The sequence below is a fragment of the Paenibacillus guangzhouensis genome, assembly GCF_009363075.1.
Lineage (GTDB): Bacteria > Bacillota > Bacilli > Paenibacillales > Paenibacillaceae > Paenibacillus_K > Paenibacillus_K guangzhouensis.
In genome coordinates this window covers 1,120,260-1,136,201 of the sequence record NZ_CP045293.1, presented here as the reverse complement: position 1 = coordinate 1,136,201, position 15,942 = coordinate 1,120,260, and the positions used below count along the sequence as shown (strand labels likewise).

Genomic DNA, 15,942 nt, shown 5'->3' with positions numbered 1-15,942 from the left:
GCCTCACTTTATTAAATGTAAGGACTCATTGACACATCGCCGTCAGCAAGTCGGAAGCTAATCCGTTCTACAGGTTCTTTCATAAACCTTGTGTAACGCCCGATCACGATTTTGGCACCACCATAGATCGTCTTCATGACATCGACACGCGCTGCATTCGTATCCTCTAGCGTCTTCTCAATTTCGAGAATACGATCGCGGATCTCGTATTGTTCTTGCTTATTCTGTTTCTTCGTCGATGTTAATTTGACACGCATCGCAAGTCGATCTGGCGTCAATTGACCTGAAGAAGCTAGCTGATCCAATAATGTCAGCGCTTTTTCTGTTTTATCTAGATTCTCAATCAATCCGCGCAAATGGGTGCGTAATTCTAGTAGTTCATTGCGTAATTCCGGCAATACACCTACCTCGATCACCGTAGCTGTAGACATGGTATTCCCGATGGTCCGTGCTGCCACACGTTCCCCAGCTTGGATTAAGCCGCCAACGATCAGACCTTTCGTGCCTGCACAGATCACATTCTTACCCGCACGTATCGAGGAATGCATAATGCTTTGCGAGACGATGACATCATTGCCGGCAAACACATTTCCGTCTTGAATGAACGAGCTCTTCACATTCACTTTTGCACGTACGGAGCCCTTATTGCCTGCAATAATTCCGCCCGTGATTTCGATTGATCCGTCTGCATCCAATTCTGCGCCTTCAACGCCGCCAATAACACGGATATCTCCAGACGCTCTGACACGAAATCCATTTAACACATTTCCTCGGATGACGACCGTTCCGATGAAATCGATATTACCGATATTATAATCCACATCCCCATTCACTTCGTAGACTGGAAACACATTCACTTTATCCTTATCGGTCTTAGCAATCAGCCCATCGATCGCAGCATACATCGCTTTCTGCTCCGCGTCGACGACGACATTCTTCCCGATTTTGAACCGAACCTCCTTGCCCTTTTTCGGTGCGATTTCCTCACCTGTTACAGTCATGCCGGGTGTTCCCTCTGTAGGCAATATACGTTCTGCGATCAGCTGGCCTTTCTGAACATTATTCAGTTGAATAACTTCCCGGTAGTCAACTGAGCCATCTTCAAGTTCCATCGGTTTCTTCTCTTGATTGATAAGTCTAGTTGAGTAATTAATGTATCCGTCTGTCCCAGTTATGGGCAATGTTCCCATAGCAATTACGGTAAAGTTGTTCTGGAATGCTCTAGGTGTCTGAACGATTTGCTGCAAAATATTCTTTTGAATGCCATGTTGTATACGGTTCTCTCTCAGAAATGCCTCAAGTTGATCTGATGTAAATGTGCTATTGTCGAAATGTTCATTGATCTGTAAATAGGCCTCGAATTTGTTCTCTGATAAAGAAATGTCCACGAATTCGTTCAACCGGACTTCCTTTGCCATAAACATTACACCCTCCTCTATCCAACACCTAGTTATATAGAAGTTGATTTTTGTACTTATCCAGTGAACCACGCAATCTCAAGATTGCCTTGGAATGCAATTGAGAGATACGCGAAGGAGAGAGCGACATCACTTCCGCAATTTCACTAAGAGATAGATCCTCGTAATAGAATAGCGAGACAACTGTCCGTTCTTTCTCCGTTAACTTCTCAATTCCTTTAACTAAGGATTCTTTCAAGAAGAACTCATTTACCTTATAATCCGGATTTTTCGCTTTCTCATCAATTAGCAGAGAAAGTCGTGTCTCGGACTCTTCGTCTCGGATCGGATCCTCCAGCGAGCAGACACTCGTAACCGCGACATCCTGCAGCATCTGTTGGAAATCTTTCTCCGATACATCCAGGTACTCGCTCATCTCAGCGTCGGTCACAGAACGCAAATAACGCTGTTCTAGATGTTGATAGGCCTCTTCAATTTTCTTCGACTTCTCTCGTACAGAACGTGGCACCCAGTCCCCTTGACGCAGTCCGTCGAGTATCGCCCCGCGAACGCGCCATGATGCGTAGGTCTCGAACTGTAATCCACGTTTGTAATCGAACTTCTCAATAGCATCGATCAAGCCTACGACGCCGTTACTCGCTAAATCGTCTTTGCTTACGTTCTTCGGCAATCCAATGGCCAGCCGATTTGATACATAATCCACGATTGATAAGTATTGCTCGATCAATTGTTTCTTCGCTTCAATCTGACCGCCCTCTCTCCAGCTTTCCCAGAGATCATAGTTCGATAGATGAGAGATTTTATTATCTAACATTTACATTTCGCCCTCCTTAATCTTCTGTCAGGTGACGAATTACCTTTGCCATTTGTTCAGGGTCTTGATCACTTAACTTCACGATCTTCGGGGGATTCAAAGGTACGAATCCTTCCTGAACGGCGATTTGTTCCTTAGGTGTTGATGGTTTGAGCATATTGTGCAGTTCTTCTGACTCATCAGGAATAACGAGATCAAGCTGTCCACCAACCGAATCAACTGACCCTTGGTCCGTCGATGATGCTGCAACCTCTTTACTAGCAAGAAGTTGAAACAGAATAGCTCTTATGATGAAGGCGATCACAAACCAAATCAGAAAAGCATAAACACTGCGTACAAGACTTGTCGTTAGCAAGTTGTTCTGAACGGATAGTAAAAATGTAAACGCAAAGCCCGCAATACCAAATCCAACATTCCAACGAATATTCCCTGTCATCTTCATAGTTCCTTCACACCCATTTGAACGCTGCGAATATGTAAAATACCTGTCTGACAATTCATTTCTATCGTTCTACCAAAATTCCCGCCTGTATCTTCCGCAAGGAGTGGAATCGAAAGCTTCATTAACATCTCTTTGCAGTTCTCAACATTCCGCGGGCCTATCCGCATCGTATCCGACATGGAATTAAAAGCGAACATCTGCGCGCCTCCGGCCATTTTGGCTCCCATTCGTCTCCGCTGACCGCCTAACTTCTCCATCTTCTCGATCAGAACGGGGATAGCTGTGTCCGCATATTTCATCAGATTCAATTGACCTTCACGCGCCGTATCTGAAGAAGGGAGCATGACATGAGCCATGCCGGCAATTTGTGCTATTGAATCATATAATGTTAGCCCCACACAAGAGCCTAAACCTGTCGTGCGTATAATGCCACTTCCCTGGACGACGTTCAAATCCGCCATCCCTACTTTCACGATTTGCAAGTCTTCTATCATTCGTAAGGTACTCCCAATGCACGAAATATTTTCGCAAAAGACGATGGGTCTGGAATCAGAAAAAACTGTCCTTCCACTTCCTCGTCTCCCTCTAAGAAGGTCGTGTCTATTAGAAGTGCGCCATCGCCCATTTGACCAAATTGCATCAATCCATAACTTAATATTGCACCGGCCATATCTATTGCAAGAGCTGGCACAGTCGGAGTCATGAACAACCCCGTAAAATCTGCTAATGATGAGAGATAGGAGCCCGCAAGGATGTTACCGATCTCTGATAGAGCGGATATTTCCATTTCTGTGTACTCATCATCTGATACGACTTCAATCCCGGATAAGGAGCGAAGTAATTTTTTAGAAGCGCTCGGCTTCATAAGGAAAAACAGATTACCTGGTGCATCGCCCTCCACACGAAGGAACGTGGCAATAACAATCTGCTCTGGGCCACCCACCTGCTCAGCTATCTCGTCAAAAGGCAGCATGCGTACAGCTGGAACAGCCATGTCGATTGGTTTATCCACCAATCGAGATAATGCAGTCGCTGCATGGCCAGCACCAATATTTCCGACTTCTCTCAGAACATCAACATTGACTTCTGCTAAATTTCGAAAAATTTCCACTGCTTATTCTCCCATATCTTCAAGTTGAATAATCTCTTGTTTGTTAAGCACTTCTGGTAGATTCAACATAATCAACAATCGATCGTTCCCAACCTTTGCGACACCGCGCAAATATTTTGCTTTGATTCCACCGACCACTTCAGGCGGAGATTCAATGAGATCCGTGTTGAGATCAATGACATCATTAGCTGTATCAACAATAAATCCGACTTCCATTTCATTCACATTAACGATAATGATACGTGTATGTTCCGTGTGCTCCGTCTCAGGTAGACCAAAACGTCCGCGTAAATCAATCACAGGAACAACGACACCGCGTAAGTTAATCACGCCTTTGACAAAGTGATACGTCTTGGGAACGCGAGTAATTGGAGACAAACGCTCAATCGTCTTTACGCTATCAACTTCGACACCATATTCTTCTGTTCCGAGTGCAAATACGATAACTTTAATATCTTCTTCCATGGGTAGAACCTCCTCCTACTATTTCCTTCTATTTCACCAATGCGTTTGGATCAATGATAAGCGCCACTTGACCGTCTCCAAGGATTGTTGCCCCAGAAATGCCATGGATATTCGTTAAATATTTGCCTAACGTCTTGATGACGATCTCCATCTGACCGATGAAATCATCGACCATGAATGCTGCTAGACGTTCGCCTTTACGAATAACGATCACATCAGACGATTCTTTCTGGGCGTCGCTTGACTTCGGACAATCGAAGATATCTGCTAACGCTACAATTGGGATGACCGTGTCACGATAATCAATCATTTTGGTTCCATGAACATGTCTGATGTTCTTATGATCAACAATCATTGTCTCCACAATCGAGGACAATGGTAGAGCGTACTTCTCTTCGCCAACACGCACGAGCATCGCTGCGATAATGGAGAGCGTTAGCGGCAACTGAACAGAGAACTTCGAACCAGCGCCCCAATTGGAATCTACCGATACATTCCCACCTAAGGAGAGGATCTTCGACTTCACCACATCAAGACCTACGCCACGCCCTGAGATATCAGATACTTTATCCGCTGTACTAAATCCAGGTGCGAACAATAACTGATAGACTTGCTCATCCGTCATCGCATTTGCTTCATCCGCGCGAACGACGTCATTCTTAATTGCTGTCTTTAATACTTTCTCACGATTTATTCCTTTACCGTCATCTTGAATTTCAATAAAGACAGAATTTCCACTATGGAATGCGCGAAGCTCAAGTGTCCCTGTCTCAGACTTGCCGGATTCAACACGCTCCGCAATGGATTCGATCCCATGATCCACCGCATTGCGCAACAAGTGAACCAGCGGATCCCCAATCTCTTCGATCACTGTACGGTCTAGCTCTGTATCCGCTCCAGTGATAACAAGATCAACCTTCTTGTCAAGCGATTTTGCCAAGTCGCGAATCATCCGCGGGAAGCGGTTGAAGACTGTATCAATCGGAACCATCCGCAGCTTCAGAACAATGTTCTGTAGATCGCCGCTTACGCGCGCCATGTGCTCGACAGTCTCTGTTAAATCTTGACTCTTAAGATCACTAGCAAGCTGTTCGAGTCGAACACGATCGATCAATAGTTCACTGAATAGATTCATTAATACATCCAGTCGATCGATATCAACACGAATGGTTCTCGATCCTGCTTGTGAAGCTGAACCGTTTGTTGATGCTGCTGGCTTGACTGGTGCTGAACGACGCGCTGGCGTCGCTTCCGCTGCTGCAGATGCCACCGGAGCTGCCGTTGCTGCAGTTTCCTTCACCGCTTGAAGGATTTGTGATGTAGCTTCATTGACTTGCTCATCTTCCTGGCTAATCTGTATCAATGATTCTTCATCAACCGCCAGAATATTGACTTGTTCGATTTCTGAGATACCTGAGATTAATTGATGAAGTGACTCTTGGTCAATCTTCGATATGTAATAAACAGAGAAGCTGCGTTCAAATTTCTCCTGCTCGATATCTTGAACTGATGGATTCGACTTAACGACTTCCCCGTTCTCTTCTAAGGCATTAAATACCATGTAGGCTCTAACACCCTTCAGGACACAATCTTCGCGAATCACGACATCTAGATAGAACACAGGAAGCCCTGTCTTAATCGATTGCTCTAATACGGCATATTGATATTCATCGAGGCGGAATTCCGTCGTCGTATTCTGTGCTCCGGAAGCCTGCGCCTCACCTGCTGCTCCTGCTTGTCCGTAATCACCGCGAACAATGGACTGCAGCGCCGCTACGATGTTTGATACATCCGCTTTTCCTTCGCCACCTTGCGTAATATCTTGCACCATCGTCTCAAGAGCGTCTAAGCTTTTGAATAACGTGTCAAAAATAAATTCATTCATCTTCAGCTCGTTGTTACGAACCAAGTCGAGCACGTTCTCCATTTGATGGGTAAGTGACGCCAGGTCGTTGAACCCCATCGTCGCGGACATGCCCTTAAGTGTGTGTGCGGAACGGAATATGACTTGTACGATGCTGATATCTTCTGGGTTGTTCTCAAGCTGCATCATATTGTCGTTCAACGATTGCAAATGATCGGTTGACTCGTCAATAAACATTGATAAATATTGATTCATTTCCATTACAAGCACCCCCTCAGTGAAGTCACAATTTCAATTTACTTGACGACTTGCAATAATTTTGGAGCTATTTCTTGAATCGGCAATATATGTTTAACACAGCCTAGCTCAATCGCAGATCTCGGCATCCCATAAACCACGCAGGACTCCTCACTCTCAGCAAAGGTTGACTTCACGCCATGTTCTGTGAGTGACTTCATCGCTCGTGCACCATCACTGCCCATTCCGGTAAGTAATACGATATGCTTCTCGAGATCCTTTAATGGAATCAATGATTCGAACAGGATATCGACGGAAGGACGATGTCCATTTCTAAGTTCCTGTTTATCTAACTCAACGACACACGTTCCCTTGGCTTCACGCCTGATGGTCATATGCCAACCGCCTGGAGCAATATAGGCTGTACCTGGTTCTAGACGATCCCCGTTCTCTGCTTCGACAACCCGTATCTGGCAGAAGGTGTTCAATCTTTGCGCTAACGACTTCGTGAAATTTGCTGGCATGTGCTGCACGATAACAATCGGAGCCGGAAAATCTTCTGGAATACCAGTAAGGAGCTCCTTGAGCGCCCGTGGCCCGCCCGTCGATGATCCTACGGCGACCAGTTGATTGAAGGTTGTTCGTTTTGACTGCTTTATTTTCGACTCCCTAACTTCGTTAGGTGGAACAGACGCAAGGGTGGCGGCCGTCTCTCGAATCGTTTCAACTGTATGTAATTTGCGATCCCATTTCGGCGCCTCCGGCTTGATCGGCTCCAGTTTCTTTGGTGAGAGAGGTGTTCGATATTGTAATTCTTGGCGTTCCTGAATCATCGGTTTCCTGACAGAATCGATGAACTCCTTCTTCACCGGAATCACGGGTGCTGCCGGAGCTGCTGATATCGGTGGAATAGGTACCTTTGGTGAACCGCCCTCAATGGACTCGGACTCGGTAACGACGTTAACTTGAATCGGCCGCTTCTTCATCTTTGACGTAATCGCAGCACGCAATCGCTCATGTAAATGCTCGGATACCACATGAATGTCACAAGAAATTGTCCCTGACGGCTTCTGAATAAAATCAAATGCCCCTAACTCCAACGCAAGAATAGTCTCTCTAGCGCCCTTCTCCGTAAAACTAGATAACATTATGGCAGGCGTCGGATGATCTTCCATAATCACCTTCAGCGCTTCAAGCCCGTTCATAACAGGCATTTCAATATCCATCGTGATGACATCTGGATTTAATGATTTAACCTTCTCAACAGCTTCTTGCCCGTTCTTCGCCGTGTCCACTACCTCGAATTGTGTATCCGATGTCACCATATCTGAAATATATTTACGCATAAATGCGGAATCATCGATAACCAATACTTTGAAGACTTGCATCTCGGCCTCACTTCCTTTGAAAAGGATTATTTCATAAATTTCAGCATTCTAGTTAGGAATCCTTTTACTCCGCCTTCCGAAGGCAATCGTGGAGGTTGACTTGATTTATTAAGATAAGCTTGGGCTAACTGTTCGACGTCGCGACTTGACGCACTCTGCGGGAATGCAATGGTAAAAGGAACTTGCTTTTTCACCGCATTTGAGACATGTGCATCATCCATGACATACCCAAGGGTTGGGATTTTCAGATCAAGAAATTGCTCGGAGACTAAATTAATTTTGTTCGATGTCTGTATCCCCTCTTGTAGACCTGATACCCGATTTACGACTAGACGAAATTCAACCTTTGGATTCATCCGATGTACAATCTTGATCAGAGCGTATGCATCTGTAATCGAAGTTGGCTCTGGTGTCGTAACGACAATGGTCTCTTCGGCTGAGAGGATGAAATTTAACGTTTCCTTGGATAACCCTGCCCCCGTATCGAAAAGAATGATGTCATATTCCCCAGAAATTGCATGCACTTGTTCAGTGAAATAGAGCAACTCCTCCTCGGGCAGTGTGAGTAGTTCTTGGAACCCGGACCCCCCTGCAATAAAATGCAGGTCGTTCGGACCTTTGAGAATAACCTCCCAAATCGTCTTCTCTCTCTTCAAGAGATGGTAGAGGTTCACCCTTGAATTCACACCCATTAAAACATCGATATTGGCCATCCCAAGATCGGCATCAAACACAAGCACTTTCTGTCCAAGCGATTGCAGCTTAAGTGCAAAATTCAAGGTAAAGTTCGATTTTCCAACGCCACCTTTACCACTCGTCACTGTAACAATTCGTGTATTGCGCTGGGAGCCTTGCATTTGATTGTGACGATTAACAAGATTCCTGAGTGCTTGAGCTTGATCAAACATGCACTTCTTCTCCTAAAATAAGTTGAATGATCCTCTCGGACTCTAACAGTCGAATATCTTCGGGCACATTCTGGCCATCCGTTATGTATGACAACTTCAAATGATAATCATGGATGACATTCAGAATTGATCCATAGGTCCCTGTCTCATCCAACTTCGTAAAAATAACCTTATCCAATTGATACTTCTGAAAATGCTCTACGACCTTCGCCATATCCCGATATTTCGCGGTCAAGCTAAGAACGAGGTAGGTCTCGCTCGCATCCAAAGGCTTCAATAGACTATTCAGTTCCGAGACCAACAATTCATTGCGGAAATTACGACCAGCTGTATCCATAAATATTAAATCGCAATGTTCAAGCGCCTTCATGGCACGCATGAGATCCGCTGGTGAATTCACCACTTCTAATGGAATATTGAGGATTGTCGCATACGTACGAAGCTGCTCTACAGCAGCAATCCGATAGGTATCTGACGTAATAAATCCAACCTTCCGCCCATGACGGAATAATTGATCCGCTGCAAGCTTCGCAATCGTTGTTGTCTTCCCAACCCCTGTAGGACCAGCGACATAAATAACACGAGTATGACTTTGAATGCCTTCCGGCGATACAGATTGGATCTGCTGTCTCATCCCGTCTCGAACAAAAGTGGCAAACTGCTCGGCTGAGCCTTCCTGCTCACTCGACGCCAGCATTTGCTTATATTCATCTAACCAGGTGTCAATGACATGGGAGGCAATCTCTTGTTCTTGAAGTAATGAGATGACAGGCTCATAAACCTCATCCTCGTTCATCCCGATCGACTGTTTCGATAATCTAGCAATGGATTCTTTCACTTGCCGCAGTTCATCAAAGATCAAATCTTCGCGAACGGCTTGTCCTTGTTGAGGTTTCCCAATTCCAACAATCGGGCTGGGCTCAGGAGGGCGTTGTGGTTCAGCATGACTGGTGACTAGGACAGAAGAAGCGGTTGGTTGCCCTACTGATCCAATTGCGCCAATCTCCTGACTTTGAACTGACCTGTAAGCCGATGCCGCATGTTTATTGGACGCCGTAGATGCAGCTGCGATTAGCGTTGCAACTGCACCATCATCCACTGCATTTTGTTGCGTTGATAGGGAGCGAACTTGTCGAGTATCTACTGATTTCGCAGGTGGGACTGGAGCCTTATCGACGGCAGCAACCACTTCAATGCGCTTCTTTCGAAACATACCGAGGAAGCCACCGATATATAGGTCTTTTGTACTTAAAATAACGGCATCATTCCCAAGCTCGGCTCGAATTTGCTGCATCGCTGTCGGCATGGTCTCTACGATATAGCGTTTTACTCTCATAAGTTCACCACCCCTACACTTTGAATTTCAACATTTGGTTCTAATTCGCTATACGATAGTACGGGAATATCCTGCATCATTCGTTCGATCACTTGACGCAAGTACATCCGAATCGTCGGTGATGTCAACACTACGGGTTGATGACCTGATTGGATTAATCGCTGTACCTGTTCAGTGATCTTCTGGAACACAATCTGTGTCGAATTCGGATCTAAAGCGAGATAGCTTCCTTGGTCCGAAGACTGTACACTCTCCGCAATTTTCTTTTCTAATGCAGGGCCAACTGTAATGACACGAAGCGTCTCACCTTGTGCAGTAAATTGCTGCGTGATTTGTCTGGATAGCGATTGGCGGACATATTCCGTTAAAACTTCAGGATCCTTCGAATACGCGCCATAATCCGCGAGCGTCTCAAAAATCGTCACGAGGTCTCGAATCGAAATTTTCTCGCGAAGCAGCTTCGCCAGAACTTTCTGTACTTCACCGACGGTAAGCACATTCGGGATCAGCTCATCGACAAGCACAGGGTAAGATTCCTTAACGTTATCCACCAGGGCTTTTGTCTCTTGTCGTCCTAGCAGCTCATATGCATGCTTCTTAATAATTTCTGTCAAATGCGTTGCAACGACAGATGGCGGATCTACTACTGTATATCCTGCCAATTCAGCACGTTCCTTCGTAGGTTCATCGATCCATAGGGCAGGTAGGCCAAAAGCCGGCTCTGTCGTGTCGATCCCTGTAATCGAATCATCATCATACCCAGGACTCATTGCCAAATAATGATTAATTAGTAATTCACCACCGGCGACGGTATTTCCTTTAATTTTTATGACGTATTCATTCGGTTTTAGTTGAATATTGTCGCGAATTCGGATAACAGGGACCACAAGTCCTAGTTCCAGAGCACATTGACGTCTGATCATGATGATCCTGTCAAGTAAATCTCCACCTTGTTGCGTATCTGCTAATGGAATCAGTCCATATCCAAATTCAAATTCGATTGGATCAACTTGCAATAAGTTAATAACACTTTCAGGGCTCCGAACTTCTTCGATCTGTTGCTCTTCCACCTGAAGTTCTTCTTCCGCTTGCTTCTTATCCATCGTCTTCTGCATCTTGCGTGCAGCGAACAAGAGTAAGGCACCGAATGGAAGCGTCGCCCATGGGCCAATTGGCGTAAACAATCCAAGGATCGTAATTGTACCCACGACAATGTAGATCAATTTCGGATAAGCGAATACTTGCGCACTAAGATCCTGTGCCAAGTTACCATCCGATGCTGCGCGAGTAACGATCAAACCAGCCGCTGTCGAGATCAATAATGCAGGGATCTGACTCACCAAGCCGTCCCCGATCGATAGAATCGTATATCGGCTAAGTGCTTCGCCAAAAGGCATGCCGTGAACAGCCATACCGATAATAAATCCGCCAATTAAGTTGATAATCAAGATGATGATCGAGGCGATCGCATCCCCTTTGACGAACTTACTCGCTCCATCCATTGCGCCGTAGAAGTCTGCTTCTTTCTCAATCTTTGAACGCCGTTCCTTCGCTTGTTGTTCATTAATGAGTCCCGCATTCAAATCTGCGTCAATACTCATCTGTTTACCTGGCATCGCATCGAGTGTGAAGCGAGCTGCAACCTCGGCTACCCGCTCTGAACCTTTCGTGATAACGATGAATTGTACGACAACCAAGATAAGGAAGACGACGAAACCAACGGCAATCTCACCTTGGGCAACCCATTGACCGAACGTTGCAACGACGTGACCAGCCTCACCATGCGTCAAGATTAGTTTGGTCGTCGAGATATTAAGTGCCAACCGGAATAACGTCGTAATGAGCAATAATGCTGGGAAAATCGAGAACTGTAATGCTTCCTTCGAATTCATCGCTATAAGAAGAATCATTAACGCCGTCGAGATGTTAATGATTAATAATACGTCCAACAGCCATGAAGGGATGGGCAGGACCATCATAAGCACGATACCAATAATGCCTGCGAGAACAGTAATATCTCTTATTTTCATGATTCGCTACCTCCCTTTCTACCGAGATTTGACTCTGCCTTTCAACTTATAGACATAGGCCAATACTTCTGCTACCGCTTGGAAGAGGTCTGCAGGGATGGAATCTCCGATCTCCGTCCGCGCAAAGAGTGCTCGCGCAAGCGGTTTGTTCTCCATCGTAACGATGTTATGCTCTTTCGCTAACTCTTTGATTTTTAAAGCGACGTAATCTTGCCCCTTTGCAATAATTTGTGGTGCTTGCATCATTGCCGCGTCATATTTAATGGCAACAGCAAAGTGCGTTGGATTCGTAATAATCACATCCGCCTTAGGTACTTCCTGCATCATTCGCGATAAAGCCATACGGCGTTGACGCTCACGAATCTTTCCTTTTATCAACGGGTCCCCTTCCATTTTCTTATATTCATCTTTAATATCTTGCTTGGACATGCGAAGACTCTTCTCATGTTCATAGCGTTGATACAAATAATCAAGACCTGCCAGAACGAGCAAAACAGCTGCAATCTTTATCCCGAGCCCAAGTGTTACTTTCGCCGCAAAAGTGAAAATATGTTCAATCGATTGATGCGAGAGCTGCAAAATTTCTGCTTTCTGACCGATAATGGATGTATATACCAATAGTCCTATGACCGTCAGCTTGAGGATCGACTTCATAAATTCTACCAGCGATCGCATCGAGATAATGTTCTTGAACCCACTGATCGGATTAATTTTGCTCAGCTTCATCTTAATCGGATCTCCTGTAAATAAGAACCCGACTTGTAAATAGTTCACAACCAAACCAAGCACGATGGCAATGATGAATATAGGTGCCATGAAGATGAGAATATTCAAAGCGATCTGCCCGAAAAATTGTAAAATCGTCTCTTGCGTGAACGAAATATTCATATGGTGAAGCAGCGGATCTGTGAAAAGATTCATTAATCGTTCTTTAAAGAAACCTCCAAGCATCAATAGACACATAAATGCGCCCAATAGGATGGAAGCACCAGATACGTCCGGACTTTTTGCAACTTGACCTTTTTGACGAGATTCTTGCCGTTTCTTCGGTGTTGCTTTCTCCGTTTTCTCCTGAGAAAAAAGCTGAAGGTCCAGTTGATACCGCAAGTTCACCGTTACCCCTCCCCTTCTCACGTTGCAGCACCTGTACGACCAATCAATTGAATTAATTGCTCCATTGAATCGAACATTGTAGCGAAAAGCTGTTGGAACAAATACGCAAGTCCTGGAATGACGAGCAATAGAATCGCCAAGCCCACAATAATCTTGAGTGGAATCCCAATGACAAACACGTTAAATTGCGGTGCAGTTCGAGCAAGGAATCCGAGCCCAACATCGGTTAAGAATAATGCAACCACGATCGGCGCCGCTAACTGGAATGCAAGCAAGAACGAGTTCGAAAATGTCGTGATCAGGAACGTCGAGACACTCCCATCATAGATTCGCTGGAATAATGCATTGGATAACGGGATCCATTCATAACTCTTGAACATCGCATCGAGCATATAATGGTGTCCGTTCATGATCAGGAATAACAGCACGGCAACGGCATATTTGAATCCCCCCATGATCGGTGAGGATTGACCAGATAACGGATCGATCACATTCGCCATCGCGAACCCAATCTGCATATCAATAAAACTCGCCGCCGTATTAATAACCGCCATGAACAAAACCGCGCAATAACCAATAAGTAATCCAACAAGTACTTCTCTCATAACTAGCAATATGTAGTGGGTATCGAATGGCACCCGTTGGCTTAAGCCATAACTTAAGTAAATAATCAATGCGACGAAAAAGGATAAACCGATCTTAAACTGATTCGGCACATTTCGTGATGAAAAGACAGGCGCTATTACAAAAAACGCTGAAATCCGACAAAAAATTAGCAAAAAAACAGGGAGAGCCTCTTGTATAAAATCCATTCGCTCACGCCTACCCGATAAATTGATTTAAATTGTCCAAAATATTGTGCGTGAAATCAATCATGGTTGTTAAGAGCCAAGGTCCAAAAAGGAGAAGGGCAAGCATTACCGCAACGATCTTAGGAACAAAAGCAAGTGTCTGCTCTTGGATCTGAGTCGTCGCTTGAAAAATACTAATTATAAGTCCAACCAGCAATCCTAGCACAAGCATTGGAGCACTAACCTTCAAAACCGTGAAAACGGCTTGACCGGCAAGGCCGATAATAAAATCCGTGGTCATGTGCGTCCTCCTTCTATCTGTCCTGATCCGTTATGTGCCAAAGCTCGTTAACAATGACTTCACAACGAGATACCAACCATCGACCAGTATAAACAATAATATTTTGAAAGGTAATGAGATCATGACCGGTGGAAGCATCATCATCCCCATGGCCATAAGCGTACTCGCGACGACCATATCAATGACTAGAAATGGGATAAAGATCATAAAACCCATCTGCATCGCGGTCTTGAGCTCACTGATCGCAAATGCGGGCACGAGTACAGAAATCGGAATGTCTTCATAACTCTTCGGTTTCTCTGTCTTCGTGTACTTCATGAATAGTAATAAATCCTTCTCCCTCGTCTGTTTGAACATGAACTTCTTCATTGGAACTGCGGCCTTTTCTAGAGCCTGCGTCTGTGAGATTTGTCCATTCAAATAGGGCTGCAAAGCAACTTTGTTCACATCTGAGAGGGTAGGAGACATGACGAATAATGTCATGAATAAGGCTAGACCTATTAACACTTGATTGGGAGGCATCTGCTGAGTCCCAAGGGAGGTTCGTACGAACCCAAGTACGATGACAATGCGTGTAAAGCTCGTCATAAGAAGCAATATCGCAGGCGCAACACTTAAAATCGTGATAATTAGCAATAATGACAACGAACTCGTACCTGGCTTGTCCCCACCATCCCCGATTTGGAAATTAATATTCGGAATGGGGTCAGCCGCAAAAGCGGATTGTACTACCATCAGCGATGCCAAGAACAATACAACGGTTAAGCATACCAATACTTTTTTGTTCATTTGTCCATCAACCGATCTGAATTATTTTCGTCCTGAAGCAATTCCTCTACCTTCTGCTTCCGGCTTGTCACTCGGTTTAACTTGCTCTGGAACACTTCATGAAAGGAGGTATTCAGTTCCTCTTGTGAGAGGGGCGCCGAATCCTCCGATTTACGAAATTTCTTCATCAAGTTCGAGAGAATGGGAGCGATATCTTGCCCTTGTCTGGTTTGATTCTGCTCAAAGGAAGCAAGAATAACCGCAACCTCATCAGGATCCGACACCTTATCGATGAGACGTATATCTTCGCCAACACCGATAATGTAGATCGAATCCCCGATCTCTACTACTTGCATCGATTTGTTCTGCGCAAGCCCGATCGCCCCAAGCGTACGAATCGCTTGGTTTCGGCTCCAGTTGCGGTTCTTCTGTCCTAGGAATCGAATGACAAACACGATTAGAAAGATAATGATTACGAGAACGATGAGCACCCAGATGATATTCATCACCGCACCTGAGTAGCTCAAATTATTACCTGTGTCTGATTCTAGGGCTAGGAACGAAATCATTCGATTTAGGATCCTAACGTTTTCTTAATCGCTTCAATTACACGATCCGCTTGGAATGGTTTGACGATAAAGTCTTTGGCACCCGCTTGAATCGCATCGATAACCATCGCTTGTTGTCCCATCGCGGAACACATGATGACTTTTGCGGAACCATCCAATTTCTTGATTTCTTTCAACGCAGAGATGCCATCCATCTCAGGCATCGTAATATCCATGGTTACGAGGTCCGGCTTGAACTCTTTGAACTTCTCGATCGCTTGAGCACCATCTTGTGCTTCCCCTACAACTTCATACCCATTCTTCGTCAGAATGTCACGAATCATCATTCTCATAAAAGCTGCGTCATCTACGACTAAAATACGGTTTGACATGTTAAAAAATCCTCCC

At 45.0% G+C, this 15,942-nt stretch carries 17 protein-coding genes; all 17 read right to left on the bottom strand.

Annotation, left to right across the window (positions count from 1 at the left end):
• Positions 1-11: 11 nt before the first annotated feature.
• Genes GCU39_RS05000 through GCU39_RS04920 form a run of 17 tightly spaced genes read right to left on the bottom strand, consistent with a single transcriptional unit; the run spans position 12 to position 15,926 of the window.
• Complete coding sequence (locus GCU39_RS05000; protein WP_152392495.1) at positions 12-1,418, bottom strand: flagellar assembly protein A; 1,407 nt, start codon at positions 1,416-1,418, stop codon at positions 12-14.
• Positions 1,419-1,446: 28 nt separating this feature from the next.
• Complete coding sequence (locus tag GCU39_RS04995; protein WP_152392494.1) at positions 1,447-2,232, bottom strand: FliA/WhiG family RNA polymerase sigma factor; 786 nt, start codon at positions 2,230-2,232, stop codon at positions 1,447-1,449.
• Between the two features lie 16 nt (positions 2,233-2,248).
• Positions 2,249-2,668, bottom strand: coding sequence for a hypothetical protein (locus GCU39_RS04990; protein ID WP_152392493.1), 420 nt, complete (start codon positions 2,666-2,668; stop codon positions 2,249-2,251).
• Positions 2,669-2,670: 2 nt separating this feature from the next.
• Positions 2,671-3,168 (bottom strand): chemotaxis protein CheD, encoded by a 498-nt coding sequence (locus GCU39_RS04985; protein WP_152392492.1) that lies wholly within the window; start codon positions 3,166-3,168, stop codon positions 2,671-2,673.
• Complete coding sequence (locus GCU39_RS04980; RefSeq protein WP_152392491.1) at positions 3,165-3,785, bottom strand: chemotaxis protein CheC; 621 nt, start codon at positions 3,783-3,785, stop codon at positions 3,165-3,167. The genes GCU39_RS04985 and GCU39_RS04980 overlap by 4 nt, the downstream gene beginning before the upstream one ends.
• Before the next feature lie 3 nt (positions 3,786-3,788).
• Positions 3,789-4,250 (bottom strand): chemotaxis protein CheW, encoded by a 462-nt coding sequence (locus tag GCU39_RS04975; RefSeq protein WP_152392490.1) that lies wholly within the window; start codon positions 4,248-4,250, stop codon positions 3,789-3,791.
• A gap of 28 nt (positions 4,251-4,278) precedes the next feature.
• Positions 4,279-6,375: a chemotaxis protein CheA gene (locus GCU39_RS04970; RefSeq protein ID WP_152392489.1), complete on the bottom strand. Its 2,097-nt coding sequence runs from the start codon at positions 6,373-6,375 to the stop codon at positions 4,279-4,281.
• Positions 6,376-6,410: 35 nt separating this feature from the next.
• Complete coding sequence (locus tag GCU39_RS04965; RefSeq protein ID WP_152392488.1) at positions 6,411-7,739, bottom strand: protein-glutamate methylesterase/protein-glutamine glutaminase; 1,329 nt, start codon at positions 7,737-7,739, stop codon at positions 6,411-6,413.
• 26 nt (positions 7,740-7,765) lie between these two features.
• Positions 7,766-8,647 (bottom strand): MinD/ParA family protein, encoded by an 882-nt coding sequence (locus GCU39_RS04960; RefSeq protein ID WP_152392487.1) that lies wholly within the window; start codon positions 8,645-8,647, stop codon positions 7,766-7,768.
• On the bottom strand, positions 8,640-9,983 hold the full coding sequence (flhF, locus tag GCU39_RS04955) for a flagellar biosynthesis GTPase FlhF (protein WP_152392486.1): 1,344 nt from the start codon (positions 9,981-9,983) through the stop codon (positions 8,640-8,642). Before flhF ends, GCU39_RS04960 begins: the two co-directional genes overlap by 8 nt.
• The gene (gene flhA / locus GCU39_RS04950; RefSeq protein ID WP_152392485.1) at positions 9,980-12,013 is read right to left on the bottom strand and encodes a flagellar biosynthesis protein FlhA; all 2,034 of its coding nucleotides are present in this window, start codon (positions 12,011-12,013) and stop codon (positions 9,980-9,982) included. Before flhA ends, flhF begins: the two co-directional genes overlap by 4 nt.
• 18 nt (positions 12,014-12,031) lie before the next feature.
• Positions 12,032-13,126, bottom strand: coding sequence for a flagellar biosynthesis protein FlhB (flhB, locus tag GCU39_RS04945; protein ID WP_152392484.1), 1,095 nt, complete (start codon positions 13,124-13,126; stop codon positions 12,032-12,034).
• Between the two features lie 17 nt (positions 13,127-13,143).
• Complete coding sequence (gene fliR / locus GCU39_RS04940) at positions 13,144-13,938, bottom strand: flagellar biosynthetic protein FliR (protein ID WP_152392483.1); 795 nt, start codon at positions 13,936-13,938, stop codon at positions 13,144-13,146.
• Between the two features lie 10 nt (positions 13,939-13,948).
• The gene (gene fliQ, locus GCU39_RS04935; protein WP_152392482.1) at positions 13,949-14,218 is read right to left on the bottom strand and encodes a flagellar biosynthesis protein FliQ; all 270 of its coding nucleotides are present in this window, start codon (positions 14,216-14,218) and stop codon (positions 13,949-13,951) included.
• 30 nt (positions 14,219-14,248) lie between these two features.
• A complete protein-coding gene (gene fliP / locus GCU39_RS04930; RefSeq protein WP_152392481.1) occupies positions 14,249-15,007 on the bottom strand; it encodes a flagellar type III secretion system pore protein FliP in 759 nt (252 codons plus the stop codon).
• Entirely contained in the window at positions 15,004-15,555 is a 552-nt protein-coding gene (locus GCU39_RS04925) for a flagellar biosynthetic protein FliO (RefSeq protein ID WP_152392480.1), read from the bottom strand. Before GCU39_RS04925 ends, fliP begins: the two co-directional genes overlap by 4 nt.
• 5 nt (positions 15,556-15,560) lie before the next feature.
• Positions 15,561-15,926: a response regulator gene (locus tag GCU39_RS04920; RefSeq protein ID WP_018757854.1), complete on the bottom strand. Its 366-nt coding sequence runs from the start codon at positions 15,924-15,926 to the stop codon at positions 15,561-15,563.
• Positions 15,927-15,942 lie beyond the last annotated feature (16 nt).

Excerpts from the sequence above, each read along its gene's own strand:
- GCU39_RS05000 (WP_152392495.1), bottom strand. The coding sequence starts at position 1,418 with ATGGCAAAGGAAGTCCGGTTGAACGAATTCGTGGACATTTCTTTATCA.
- GCU39_RS04995 (WP_152392494.1), bottom strand. The coding sequence starts at position 2,232 with ATGTTAGATAATAAAATCTCTCATCTATCGAACTATGATCTCTGGGAA.
- GCU39_RS04990 (WP_152392493.1), bottom strand. The coding sequence starts at position 2,668 with ATGACAGGGAATATTCGTTGGAATGTTGGATTTGGTATTGCGGGCTTT.
- GCU39_RS04985 (WP_152392492.1), bottom strand. The coding sequence starts at position 3,168 with ATGATAGAAGACTTGCAAATCGTGAAAGTAGGGATGGCGGATTTGAAC.
- GCU39_RS04975 (WP_152392490.1), bottom strand. The coding sequence starts at position 4,250 with ATGGAAGAAGATATTAAAGTTATCGTATTTGCACTCGGAACAGAAGAA.
- GCU39_RS04970 (WP_152392489.1), bottom strand. The coding sequence starts at position 6,375 with ATGGAAATGAATCAATATTTATCAATGTTTATTGACGAGTCAACCGAT.
- GCU39_RS04965 (WP_152392488.1), bottom strand. The coding sequence starts at position 7,739 with ATGCAAGTCTTCAAAGTATTGGTTATCGATGATTCCGCATTTATGCGT.
- GCU39_RS04960 (WP_152392487.1), bottom strand. The coding sequence starts at position 8,647 with ATGTTTGATCAAGCTCAAGCACTCAGGAATCTTGTTAATCGTCACAAT.
- flhF (WP_152392486.1), bottom strand. The coding sequence starts at position 9,983 with ATGAGAGTAAAACGCTATATCGTAGAGACCATGCCGACAGCGATGCAG.
- flhA (WP_152392485.1), bottom strand. The coding sequence starts at position 12,013 with ATGAAAATAAGAGATATTACTGTTCTCGCAGGCATTATTGGTATCGTG.
- fliR (WP_152392483.1), bottom strand. The coding sequence starts at position 13,938 with ATGGATTTTATACAAGAGGCTCTCCCTGTTTTTTTGCTAATTTTTTGT.
- fliQ (WP_152392482.1), bottom strand. The coding sequence starts at position 14,218 with ATGACCACGGATTTTATTATCGGCCTTGCCGGTCAAGCCGTTTTCACG.
- fliP (WP_152392481.1), bottom strand. The coding sequence starts at position 15,007 with ATGAACAAAAAAGTATTGGTATGCTTAACCGTTGTATTGTTCTTGGCA.
- GCU39_RS04925 (WP_152392480.1), bottom strand. The coding sequence starts at position 15,555 with ATGATTTCGTTCCTAGCCCTAGAATCAGACACAGGTAATAATTTGAGC.
- GCU39_RS04920 (WP_018757854.1), bottom strand. The coding sequence starts at position 15,926 with ATGTCAAACCGTATTTTAGTCGTAGATGACGCAGCTTTTATGAGAATG.